The sequence below is a fragment of the Curtobacterium sp. VKM Ac-1376 genome, from assembly GCF_015351025.1.
Classification (GTDB): Bacteria; Actinomycetota; Actinomycetes; order Actinomycetales; family Microbacteriaceae; genus Curtobacterium.
In genome coordinates, this window is record NZ_JADKRV010000009.1 from 1 (window position 1) to 11,595 (window position 11,595).

The window sequence follows — 11,595 nt, forward strand, 5'->3', positions numbered from 1 at the left end:
CACCGGCCCCACACCGCCATCGGGAACCGGTCACCCATCACACGGTTGACCAACGTCCCTGGGCAGTACAGCTAGGAAGCCTCGGCGTCGGCGCGCAACCGCATCCGCTGCGCGTCGATCTCGACGAGCTGCCGCTGGATCTCGGCGCGGCGCTCGGCCTGCTCGTGCGGGTCGGCGCGCTGCAACTGCCCGAGCAACGAGGCCTTGCGGGCCAGCATGTCCCGCTCGACCAGGGCCACGACGATGCTCCGGCAGTAGGCCGCCAGGTCCTCGGCGTTGCGCGCGGGGATCGGTGCGAGGGCGAGTTCGTGCGTCAGGGTCCGGAGCGGCTCGGGCACGTCGGCGAGCAGGCGGTCGAGCCAGTCGCCCGCCCCGATGACGTCCACGTTGGCAACGACGGCGTCCCGCACCACGGCGAGCATCGGTGAGGAGAACGTGGCCGAGGCGGCGAGCCCGAGCAACGGCGCCCCGACGGACGTCGGCTGCTGCACCATCGCCATCACGGCGTCCCGCTCCATGCGGCTGATGGGGTCGTTCGGCAGCGAGCGGATCCCGGCGACGGGCTCCTCGACCACTGCGGCCCCGTCGATGGCGCGACCGGCGCGACCGTCGTGCCCCGGGCCTCCCGACCGATCGCCCTGACCCGCCGAATCCGCACGCCGACGTGCGGTCTCGACTGCCCGGCGGACCTCGGGCATCTCCATGCCGAGCCAGCCGGCGAGTTCGCGGACGTAACCCTGCGTGAGCGACCGGTCACGGATGCCCGCGAGGACGGGCGCAGCCGCGCGGAGGGCACCGACGCGCCCCTCGACGGTCTCGAGGTCGTGACCGTCGAGGGTGCGCCGGATCATGAACTCGAACATCGGACGCTTGTTCGTGACCAGGCGCCGGATGGCGTCGTCACCACGGGCGAGCCGGAGGTCGCACGGGTCGAGGCCACCGGGGGCGACGGCGACGTAGGTCTGCGCGGCGAACCGTTGCTCCTCGGCGAAGGCGCGGGAGGCCGCACGCTGTCCCGCCTCGTCCGGGTCGAAGGTGAACACGACCTCGCCGTTGGCGTTCGGGTCGGCACCGGCCAGATCTCCGAGCATCGGTCGCAGCACCTTGATGTGCTCGACACCGAACGACGTGCCGCAGGTGGCGACCGCGGTGGTGACCCCCGCCACGTGGCAGGCCATGACGTCGGTGTAGCCCTCGACGATGACGACCTGCTTCTGCTTCGAGATGTCACGGCGGGCGAGGTCGAGGCCGTACAGCACCTGGCTTTTGTGGTATATCGGGGTCTCGGGCGTGTTGAGGTACTTCGGGCCCTTGTCGTCCTCGAGCAGCCGACGGGCGCCGAACCCGATCGTCGCCCCGGTGACGTCGCGGATGGGCCACATCAACCGCCCGCGGAACCGGTCGTACGGCGAGCGGTCGCCCTGGCTGACGAGCCCGGCGGAGATGAGCTCTTCCATCGTGAACCCGCGCCCGCGCAGGTGGTCCTTGAGCATGTCGTACGACTTCGGCGCGAAGCCGACACCGAAGTGCTGCGCGGCCGAAGGGTCGAACCCGCGATCCCCCAGGAACCGACGGGCGGGGTCGGCCGACGCCGTGGTGAGCTGTGCCGTGTAGTACTCGAGCGCCGCCTCGTTGGCGGCGATGAGCCGAGCACGGGTGTTGTAGTCGGTGCGGGGCCCGTCGCCCTCCTCGTAGTGCAGCGTGAAGCCGATCTTCGCCGCCATGCGCTCGACCGCCTCGGCGAAGGTGGTGTGGTCCTGCGCCATGATGAAGCTGAAGACGTCCCCGTCCTCGCCGCAGCCGAAGCAGTGGTACCGGCCGACCTGGGGCCGGACGTGGAACGACGGGGAGCGTTCGTCGTGGAAGGGGCACAGCCCCTTCATCGACCCCACGCCCGCGTGCTTCAGCGTGACGTAGTCGCCCACGACGTCGGCGATGTTGACACGCGAGCGGACCTCGTCGATGTCGTTCCGCGCGATCCTGCCAGCCACCCCTCGATCCTAGTTCGTGGGACCGACGGCGGCGGACCGGTCAGACGGCGATGTGGACGGGATCACGGTCACCGACCACGAGTCGGCGGTGCCAGGCGAAGGCTCCCTGGTCGGTCAGGCTCGCGACCTGGTCGACCACGGCGCGCAGGCGTCCGGAGTCGTCGCCGGCGGCGTGCCAGTCGGCGGCGAAGCCCGGCTCGAGGTCGGATGCTCCGGTGGCAGCCAGCGCGTCGAGCAGTTCGGTGAGCACCCGGCGCTGGTCCTCGTACACGGGCTGACGGTCGCCCTGGGTCATCACGAACGCCGCCACGATGCCCTTGAGCACCGCGATCTCGCCGATGATCTCCGGCGGGGTGACCACGGACGCGGCGAAACGGACGAGGGAGCCGGAGGCGTAGGACTCGCGCGTGGCTGCCGTCGCGGTGCGGGCGAAGCGCCCGATCAGCTGCGACGTCAGGTTCTTCAGACGTGCTGCGTCGCGGCGGGACCCGTCGTACGCCGTCATCCACAGCGGCAGCGCCCGGAGTCGGTCGAACGCCTCGAGCAGCTCGTCACGACTGAGGTCGTCACCCACCCAGGCGTGCATGGCGCTCACGATGTCGTTCTCGCCGACCCGGTCCCCCAGCGCGGCGACGTCGATGAACCCCGCGACGACGGCGTCCTCGAAGTCGTGCACCGAGTACGCGATGTCGTCGGCGAGGTCCATGACCTGCGCCTCGATGCACCGCTGGCGACGCGGAGCCCCGGCGCGGAGCCACTCGAAGGCGTCGTGGTCGTCGTCGTAGAAGCCGAACTTGGTGCGCCCGGACGACGCCTCGGAGACACCCTGCGCAGCGGGCCACGGGTACTTGCAGCTGGCGTCCAACGACGCACGGGTCAGGTTCAGCCCGAACGGACGCTCGACGTCTGCACCACCGGCGCCGGGGCGGACCCCGTAGACCTTCGGCTCGAGCCGTGTCAGCAGCCGCAGCGTCTGCGCGTTTCCCTCGAAGCCGCCGATCCCGGTGGCCCAGGCGTTCACGGCCGTCTCGCCGTTGTGCCCGAACGGCGGGTGTCCGATGTCGTGCGCCAGGCACGCCGTGTCCACCACGTCGGGGTCCAGCCCGAGGGAGTCGGCGAGCTCACGCCCGACCTGCGCGACCTCGAGCGAGTGCGTCAGCCGGTTCCGGGCGAAGTCGAGCCCCGCGGTCGGGCTGAGCACCTGGGTCTTCGCGGCGAGACGTCGGAGCGCACTCGAGTGCAGCAGTCGGGCGCGGTCCCGGGCGAAGTCCGATCGGCGGCCGCCGTGCTCTTCCGGGAGCCACCGCTCGGCGTCGGCCGGCCCGTACGAGGAGATGGCGCTCATCCGCCGCTGTGGTGCAGCTCGGCGGCGGCCAGGACCTTGCGGAACTCGGCGTCGACGTCGCGGCTGTCGAGCCAACGGTCGGGCAGGGCGGTGCGCTTCGGGTGACCGGCACGACCGCGCGGCCCCTCGGCATCGGCGCCGGGGTAGGGCGCGTCGTGGTCGAGCTGGCCGAGGAAGTCGTCGATCTCCTGCAGGCTCGATGCCATCGCCAGGCCGGACCGCACGTCGCTGCCGATCGGGTACCCCTTGAAGTACCAGGCCACGTGCTTCCGGATGTCGCGGCAGGCGTGCTCTTCCGAGCCGAAGAACTCGACGAGCAGTTCGGCGTGCCGCCGGAACCCGTCCGCGACCTCGCCCAGGGTCGGCATGTAGCGGAGGCCCTCGCCGCGGAACGCCGCGGCCAGGTCGCCGAAGAGCCACGGACGGCCGAGGCACCCGCGCCCGACGACCACACCGTCGGCGCCGGTCTCGTCGATCATCCGGAGCGCGTCGGCAGCGGACCAGATGTCGCCGTTGCCGAGGATCGGGATGTCGGTGACGGTCTGCTTCAGGGTGGCGATCGCCGACCAGTCGGCCTGCCCGGAGTAGTGCTCGCTCGCGGTGCGCGCGTGCAGCGAGACGGCGGCGACGCCGGCGTCTCGAGCGATGCGGGCAGCGTCGAGGTAGGTCAGGTGGTCCTCGTCGATGCCCTTGCGCATCTTCACGGTGACCGGGACGTCACCGGCGGCACGAACGGTCTTGGTGACGAGTTCGCGGAACAGGTCGAGCTTCCACGGCAGCGCGGCCCCGCCGCCCTTGCGCGTGACCTTCGGCACCGGGCACCCGAAGTTCAGGTCGATGTGGTCAGCGCGGTCCTCGCCCACCAGGATCGACGCCGCCTCGGCCACGGTGTTCGGCTCGACGCCGTACAGCTGGATGGACCGCGGGGTCTCGGACTCGTGGTGCTGGATGAGCTGCATCGACACCGGGGTCCGTTCGACCAGCGCACGCGAGGTGATCATCTCGCACACGTAGAGGCCGGCGCCGTACTCGCGGCAGAGCCGGCGGTACGCCATGTTCGTGATCCCCGCCATCGGCGCGAGCACGACCGGCACGTCGACCTCGATCGGGCCGATGCGCAGGGGGCCGCCGACTCGCGAGGCGGGTGCTTGTGTGATCGTCATACCTGTCCCATCTTCCCACGTCGGCGCACGCCGGTAGCGTTCTCCACATGACGACCGACGCCAGCACCAGGTTCGACGCCGACGCCCAGGCCCGCGGCCTGCCGGTCGAAGTCGTCGAGCGCCCGGCCGCGAACTCCCTGCACGAGGCCGCCGACCTGCTCGGCATCGAGCCCGGCGACATCGTCAAGACCCTGGTGGTCAAGCGCCACGACGGCGGGTTCCTGCTCGCCCTGGTACCCGGCGGCCGCAGCATCGCGTGGAAGAAGCTCCGCACGGTCGTCGGCGTGAACAAGCTCTCGATGCCAGACGCCACCACCGCGCTCCAGGCGTCCGGCTACGAGCGCGGCACGATCACGCCGATCGGCGCGACGGGCGACCTGCCGGTCTACGCCGACGAGCGCATCGTCGGCCGCCGCGTCGCCCTGGGGGCGGGCCGGCACGGCGCGAGCGCCTTCGTCGACGCGGACGCCCTCATCGCGGCCTACGCGGCGACGGTCGACGACATCACCGACGAGGAACCGCAGCGCGCCTGACGGCACCGTCAGTCCGGCACCTCGGACCAGTCGCCCTCGGCTCCGGCGAAGGAGCCGGCGTCGATCAGGCACGCGTCGCCTTCGCAGACCGGCGCACCGCCGGGCGTGACGAGGGTGAGCAACGCGGGGCGCGCCTCCAGGCCGGGAAGCCCCGTGAGCGCGTCCGGCACGGACCGCACCGACGACGCGGCCTGGAGGCGCACAGCGCCCTGGTCGTTGATGGTCGTGTGCGTCATCGGGTCGCCGCCACATCTGCGCTCGCGTCGTCCGTGGCGCGTTCGGTCGCCGAGGCGACCTCCTCCGGCGTCGTCTCGCGGAGCGCCACCACCTGGCGGAGCACCTGCTCGAACGCCGACGGGTCCTGGGCGCCCGAGACTCCGTACTTGCCGTCGATGACGAAGAACGGGACACCGTTGATGCCGTACGCCTGCGCCTGGGCCTGGTCGGCGCGGACGGCCGCGAGCTGCGAGTCGTCGCGAAGGGTGCTGAGGACCTCGTCGCGGTCGATGCCGATCTCCGCCGCGAGGTCGGCCAGCGAGGACTCCTGGCCGACGTGCTCACCGCGCTCGAAGTAGGCGGTGAACAGGCGCTCGACCATGTCGAGCTGCTTGCCGTGCTGCTTGGCCAGGTGGATGACCTGGTGTGCCTTGACCGTGTTCGTGTGGTGCATCCGGTCGAAGTCGTACTCGAGACCGACGCCGGCGGCGATCGCACCGACCTGGTCGAGCATCTGCTGCGCCTGGTCGACGGGCATGCCCTTGTGGCCGGAGAGGAACTCGGCCTCGGTCCCCTCGAAGTCGACGGGGGTGTCCGGGCTCAGCTCGAAGGAGTGGTACTCGACCTCGACGGGACGGCCCTCGCTCGAGGCACCGAACGCGACCACGCCGGCCTCGAACTTGCGCTTGCCGATGTAGCACCAGGGGCAGGCGATGTCCGACCAGACATCGACCTTCACGGAGTCGTTCATGCTGATGCCAACGCACGGCGTGCATGCCCATTCCCGCGGAACCTGGTTCCGGACACCGCACCGTGGATCCGCGTGGTGCTGTGTCCGGAACCAGGTTCCGATGCCCGCGACGCGTCTACGCGCCGAGCAACCGCTGCGCCAGGTAGCCCTGCAGCTGGTCGAGGGCGACCCGCTCCTGGCCCATGGTGTCGCGCTCGCGCACCGTGACGGCCTTGTCCTCGAGGGTGTCGAAGTCGACCGTGATGCAGAACGGCGTCCCGATCTCGTCGTGGCGACGGTAACGACGGCCGATGGCACCGGCGTCGTCGAAGTCCACGTTCCAGTTCTTGCGCAGGTCGTCGGCCAGGCCGCGGGCAACGGGCGACAGCTGCTCGTTGCGCGACAGCGGCAGGACGGCGGCCTTCACCGGGGCCAGGCGCGGGTCGAGGCGCAGGACCGTGCGCTTGTCGACGCCGCCCTTCGCGTTCGGGGCCTCGTCCTCGTGGTACGAGTCGAGCAGGAACGCCATGAGCGCGCGGGTCAGACCGAACGACGGCTCGATGACGTAGGGCACGTACTTCTCGTTGGCCGCCTGGTCGAAGAACCGGAGGTCCTGGCCGGACGCCTCGATGTGGTTGTTCAGGTCGAAGTCGGTGCGGTTCGCGACGCCCATGAGCTCGCCCCACTCCGAGCCGGTGAAGCCGAAGCGGTACTCGATGTCGGCGGTGGCGTCCGAGTAGTGCGCCCGCTCGCCGTCCGGCACGTCGAAGCGACGGAGGTTCTCGGGGTCGATGCCGAGGTCGGTGTAGAACGCGACGGCGTCGGCGATCCACTGCTCGTAGTGCTCCTGGGCCGAGGCCGGCGGCACGAAGTACTCGATCTCCATCTGCTCGAACTCGCGTGTGCGGAAGATGAAGTTGCCGGGCGTGATCTCGTTGCGGAAGGCCTTGCCGACCTGGCCGATGCCGAACGGGGGCTTCATGCGGCTGGTGGTCACGACCTGCGCGAAGTCGACGAAGATGCCCTGGGCGGTCTCGGGGCGCAGGAAGTTCAGGCCCTCTTCCGACTCGACCGGGCCGAGGTAGGTCTTGAGCATGCCGGAGAACTCACGGGGCTCGGTCCACTCGCCGCGGGTGCCGCAGTTCGGGCAGGCGATCTCGGCCATGCCGCCCTCGGGGGCACGGCCCTTCTTCGCCTCGAACGCCTCGAGCAGGTGGTCCTCGCGGAACCGGTGGTGGCAGTGCAGGCACTCCACCAGCGGGTCGGTGAAGGTCGCGACGTGCCCGGAGGCCTCCCACACCTTGCGGGGCAGGATCACCGCGGAGTCGAGGCCGACCATGTCACCGCGGCCGCGGACGAACCGCTGCCACCACTGGCGCTTGATGTTCTCCTTGAGCTCCACACCGAGGGGCCCGTAGTCCCACGCGGAGCGGGAGCCTCCGTAGATCTCACCCGACTGGAAGACGAAGCCGCGGCGCTTGGCCAGGGCGATGACGCTGTCGAGACGGGAGGGCTGTGCCAAAGGGTGCTCCAGAGGTCGCCGAGCTGGGTGCTCGGTGCGGAAACGGTCCGGGCAAGACTACCGGCCCGGGAGGCCCGTCCCAGCGCCGCCGTTCGTCGTCACGATCCCGACGTGCGCGGTCCCAGCCCGGCCAGCGCGGCCGCCACGTCGGTCACGTCCGGCTCGTCGTTCCACAGGTGGAACGCGATGCGCAGTCGACCGGCGCGCCCGGAGGCGGTGAGCCCCGCGGCGGTGAGGGCACGGAGGGCCGACCCGTCGGTGTCCGCGAACGTCACGATCGCCTGCCCGTCGCCCTGCCGCGGCGACCCGAGCGCGTCGCACAGCCGATCTGCGAGACCGGTGGCGTGCCTCCAGACCGCCTGCTGGTCGAGCGAGACAGCGTGCCGGAGCGCGGCCACGGCGCCCGGCCATGCCTGCCAGGCGGGCGAGACGTCGAATCGACGGGCGTCGGCGGCCAGGTGCATGGCGGGGCCGTAGCAGGAGGACCACACGTCCTCCCCGGCGTACCAGCCGGCCTGCACAGGACGGAGCCGACCGAGGGCGGTGTCGGAGAGCGTCATGAAGGCGACCCCACGCGGTGCGCAGAGCCACTTGTAGGCATGGGTGAGCGTCACGTCGAACGGGGCAGCGTCGACGGGCAGGACGCCGGCCGCCTGCGTCAGGTCGCACAGCGTCAGGGCGCCGACGCGTCGGGCGGCAGCGACGACCGGGTCCGGGTCGGTGACGACACCCGTGGCGGACTGCACCGCGGACCAGGCGACGAGGGCGGTGTCGGGCCCGACGGAGGCGGCGAGCCGGTCGAGCGGGACGCTCCGGACCCGCACGCCGCGGTGGGCCTGGGCGAGGAACGGGAAGACCACGGAGCTGAAGTCGCCGTCGGGCACGACCACCTCGGCGGCGTCGGGCAGGGCGTCCGCGACGACCGCGGCCATCACCGAGGTCTGCGAGCCGGTCGCCACCCGCGCTGCCGGGACCCCGACCAGGGCCGCGAACAGTTCGCGCCCCTCCTCGACCAGGGCTCCGTAGCCGGCCGGTGACGTCTCGGCGCGGGACCACGCGTCGAGGTCGGCTCGCTGGGCGGCGAGGGTGGCACGGGTCGGCAGGCCCGCGGTGCACGCCGCGAGGTAGCCACGGCCGGCGGGGAAGGAGTCCATGGGGCCAGCGTCGCGGCTGGCAGCCCATCACACCAGGGCCAATTCGTTGTGCAGCCGGTAACATCGCGTGATGGACGACATCGAACCCCAGCTGCTCCGGGTCCTCCGCGCCGTGGCCGACGGTGGGTCGATCACCCGAGCCGCCGCCGCGCTCGGGTCGAGCCAACCCGCCGTCAGCCAGCTGCTGACACGCGCCGAACAGCGCCTCGGGCACGCGCTCGTCCTGCGTGGCGGACGCGGCGCGACGCTCACGCAGGCCGGCCAGGTGCTCGCCGCCCACGCCCTGCACGTGCAGGCCGCGCTGACCGCCGCGCGCGAGGACCTGGACGCCGTCGGTGGCCTCACCCGTGGTCGGGTGCGGCTCGCCGGGTTCCCGAGCGCCTCCTCCACCCTCGTGCCCGCGGTGCTCGCGCGACTGGCGACGACGGCGCCGGGCGTGACGACCTCGTACATCGAGGTCGAACCGCCCGAGGCACTCGAACTCCTGCGCGGCGGCGAGGTCGACGCCGCCCTCACCTTCACCTACGTCGGCGACGAGGTCGGAACCACCCCGGACCCGGGACTCGTCACCCGGGCACTCGGTCGCGACCCGCTCGCGCTGGTGACTCCGGTCGAGCCAGGAGGCGCTGAGCGGATCCGCCCCGCCGGCTCCACCGTCGTGGACCTCGCGTCCCACCGCGACGGGCGGTGGATCGGCGGCTGTCCGCGCTGCCGGGGGCACCTGCTCGCATCGTGCGCGACCGCCGGGTTCACGCCGGACATCGTGCTCGAGACCGACAACGCCGCGGCGGTGGTGGGGCTCGTCGCCGCCGGGCTCGGGGTGGCGCTGCTCCCCCGGCTGGCGCTCGTGACGACGGTGATCCCCGCCGAGGTCGCGATCGATGCCGTGGACGACGACCTGGCCCGACGGGTCGAGGTCGTCGTGGCCCGCGGGGCCGAGCGCGTGCCGAGCGTCCGGGCGACGCTCGAGGCGGTCCGGGCATCGGCGCACCTGCTCGATGGCCCGCTGCCGCGCTGAGGGTGGTTCGTGGTCGGTGGCCGGCCCGTCGACCGCGGCGGGGTCGACTCAGGCCGTTGGGGTGTCCACCGCGCCGCCGTACCGTCGGTCCCGGCTCGCGTACTCCTCGATCGCACCCCACAGGTCGGTGCGACGGAAGTCCGGCCAGAGCCGGTCGAGGAACACCATCTCGGCGTAGGCGGACTGCCACAGCAGGAAGTTGCTCGTGCGCTGCTCCCCCGAGCTCCGGAGGAACAGGTCGACGTCGGGCATATCGGGCACGTACAGCCGCTTCGCCAGTGCCTTCTCGGTGACCTGGCTCGGCTTCAGGCGTCCGGCGGCGACGTCCTCGGCCATGCCCCGCACGGCGTCGACGATCTCGTTCCGGCCGCCGTAGTTCACGCACATCGTCAGCGTGAGCACGTCGTTGCCCGCGGTCATCCGCTCGGCGGTCTCGAGTTCGTCGATCACGCTCCGCCAGAGCCTCGGACGCCGTCCGGCCCACCGCACCTTGACGCCCCACTCGTGCAACTGGTCGCGCCGGCGCCGGATGACGTCGCGGTTGAAGCCCATCAGGAACCGCACTTCTTCAGGAGAACGCTTCCAGTTCTCCGTCGAGAACGCGTACGCCGACACGTGCCCGACACCGATCTGGATCGCGCCGGCGACGACGTCGAGCAGCGAGGCCTCGCCAGCCTTGTGCCCCTCGATCCGGGTCAGACCGCGGCCGTTCGCCCACCGGCCGTTGCCGTCCATGACGATGGCCACGTGCTCCGGCACGAACCGGGCCGGGATCGCCGGGGGCGTCTCGCCGGTCCAGTCGATCGGGCGGAACGGTTCGACGTCGTCGGGGCGGCGGGGGCTCATGCGGTGGGGGCTCCTTCGACAGCGGGATCGGGGTCGGGCAGGGCGGGTGCGGGGGTGGAAGCCACCGCGCGCGCCGTCGCCTCTGGTCCGCCGTGGGTCTGCGGCACCGGCATCGGGTGTTCGGAGCGGTCGACGTGCGGCAGGGACCGGAGCGATCGTTCCAGGTGCCACTGGGCGTAGGCCGCGACCACGCCGGAGGCCCGCGAACGCGTCCGCTCGTCGGTGGCGTCGACCGTTGCCCAGTCTCCGGCGAGCAGGGAGCCGAGCACCCCGAGCGTCGCCGGGTCGAGCCGCGGCGTGCCCGGGGGCGCCGCACGGTCGGCGACGACACCACCGAGCTGCACCACGAACGCCGAGTGCGGGCCGGGCTCCCCCGTCACCGCACAGTCGCTGAACGAGGGCGCCCACCCGGCGATGCTCATCGCGCGGAGCAGGTAGGAGTCGAGGGTCGCGCTGGACTGGTGCTCACCGCGCGACAGGGACCGGAGCGCCCCGACGAGCAACAGGTACTGCTGCAGCCCGGCGTCGGCCTCGCTCAGTCGGTCGGCGGTCTCGACCATGGCGCTGGCCGCGGTGTACGCGCCGTAGTCGGCGACGATCTGCGCCCCGTACGCGCCGAGGGACTCCGCCTGGGTGACGATGTCGAGCGACCGGCCCTCGTAGAACTGGGCGTCGACGACCATGAACGGTTCGAGCCTGCTGCCGAACTTCGACGCGGTCCGCCGCACGCCCTTGGCCACCGCGCGGATCTTGCCGTGCTGCCGGGAGAGCATCGTGACGATGCGGTCGGCCTCACCGAGCTTGTGGGTGCGCAACACGACGCACTCGTCCCGGTACAACGGCATCTCACCAGTATCCCCCGCCCCGCCGACACCCGATCGCGGTGCTCGTGCGGCGGTGGCTGCAACAAGACGCCGTCGACGTCGCCCGACGCCGCGCGCTCGTCGAGACGCCGCGACTTTCGGTGGCGTCTCGACAACACGACGGCGTCTTGCGTCAGGAAGTGAACGTGCGCACGGATGGGAGGCGCAGGTGCGGGACTGCCCCGCACCTGCGCCTCCCGGCGTGGTCACCTGC

At 71.7% G+C, this 11,595-nt stretch carries 11 protein-coding genes; 2 read left to right on the forward strand and 9 right to left on the reverse strand.

The features are described 5' to 3' along the window. Positions 1-71 precede the first annotated feature (71 nt). Genes dnaG through dusB form a run of 3 tightly spaced genes read right to left on the reverse strand, consistent with a single transcriptional unit; the run spans position 72 to position 4,499 of the window. A complete protein-coding gene (gene dnaG / locus ITJ56_RS11615; protein WP_194630774.1) occupies positions 72-1,991 on the reverse strand; it encodes a DNA primase in 1,920 nt (639 codons plus the stop codon). A gap of 40 nt (positions 1,992-2,031) precedes the next feature. After that, entirely contained in the window at positions 2,032-3,336 is a 1,305-nt protein-coding gene (locus ITJ56_RS11620) for a deoxyguanosinetriphosphate triphosphohydrolase (protein ID WP_194630775.1), read from the reverse strand. Then, positions 3,333-4,499, reverse strand: coding sequence for a tRNA dihydrouridine synthase DusB (gene dusB, locus ITJ56_RS11625; protein ID WP_194630776.1), 1,167 nt, complete (start codon positions 4,497-4,499; stop codon positions 3,333-3,335). The genes ITJ56_RS11620 and dusB overlap by 4 nt, the downstream gene beginning before the upstream one ends. Positions 4,500-4,546: 47 nt before the next feature. On the opposite strand from dusB, the gene ITJ56_RS11630 reads away from it, so the two are divergent. Continuing rightward, entirely contained in the window at positions 4,547-5,032 is a 486-nt protein-coding gene (locus ITJ56_RS11630) for an aminoacyl-tRNA deacylase (RefSeq protein WP_194630777.1), read from the forward strand. Between the two features lie 8 nt (positions 5,033-5,040). On the opposite strand, the gene ITJ56_RS11635 is transcribed toward ITJ56_RS11630, so the two are convergent. From ITJ56_RS11635 to ITJ56_RS11650, 4 genes are all read right to left on the reverse strand, one after another. After that, the gene (locus tag ITJ56_RS11635; RefSeq protein WP_194630778.1) at positions 5,041-5,268 is read right to left on the reverse strand and encodes a hypothetical protein; all 228 of its coding nucleotides are present in this window, start codon (positions 5,266-5,268) and stop codon (positions 5,041-5,043) included. Continuing rightward, a complete protein-coding gene (locus tag ITJ56_RS11640; RefSeq protein ID WP_194630779.1) occupies positions 5,265-5,999 on the reverse strand; it encodes a DsbA family oxidoreductase in 735 nt (244 codons plus the stop codon). The genes ITJ56_RS11635 and ITJ56_RS11640 overlap by 4 nt, the downstream gene beginning before the upstream one ends. A 115-nt stretch (positions 6,000-6,114) precedes the next feature. Then, positions 6,115-7,500 (reverse strand): glycine--tRNA ligase, encoded by a 1,386-nt coding sequence (locus ITJ56_RS11645; RefSeq protein WP_194630780.1) that lies wholly within the window; start codon positions 7,498-7,500, stop codon positions 6,115-6,117. A 98-nt stretch (positions 7,501-7,598) separates the two neighbouring features. Continuing rightward, positions 7,599-8,654, reverse strand: coding sequence for an aminotransferase class V-fold PLP-dependent enzyme (locus ITJ56_RS11650; protein ID WP_194630781.1), 1,056 nt, complete (start codon positions 8,652-8,654; stop codon positions 7,599-7,601). Positions 8,655-8,724: 70 nt separating this feature from the next. On the opposite strand from ITJ56_RS11650, the gene ITJ56_RS11655 reads away from it, so the two are divergent. Next, on the forward strand, positions 8,725-9,672 hold the full coding sequence (locus tag ITJ56_RS11655; RefSeq protein ID WP_194630782.1) for a LysR family transcriptional regulator: 948 nt from the start codon (positions 8,725-8,727) through the stop codon (positions 9,670-9,672). A 48-nt stretch (positions 9,673-9,720) separates the two neighbouring features. Here ITJ56_RS11655 and ITJ56_RS11660 read toward each other — a convergent pair whose 3' ends face one another. Both ITJ56_RS11660 and recO read right to left on the reverse strand, forming a co-directional pair. Next, on the reverse strand, positions 9,721-10,518 hold the full coding sequence (locus ITJ56_RS11660) for an isoprenyl transferase (protein ID WP_194630783.1): 798 nt from the start codon (positions 10,516-10,518) through the stop codon (positions 9,721-9,723). Further along, positions 10,515-11,363 (reverse strand): DNA repair protein RecO, encoded by an 849-nt coding sequence (recO, locus tag ITJ56_RS11665; RefSeq protein WP_194630784.1) that lies wholly within the window; start codon positions 11,361-11,363, stop codon positions 10,515-10,517. Before recO ends, ITJ56_RS11660 begins: the two co-directional genes overlap by 4 nt. Between the last annotated feature and the right edge of the window lie 232 nt (positions 11,364-11,595).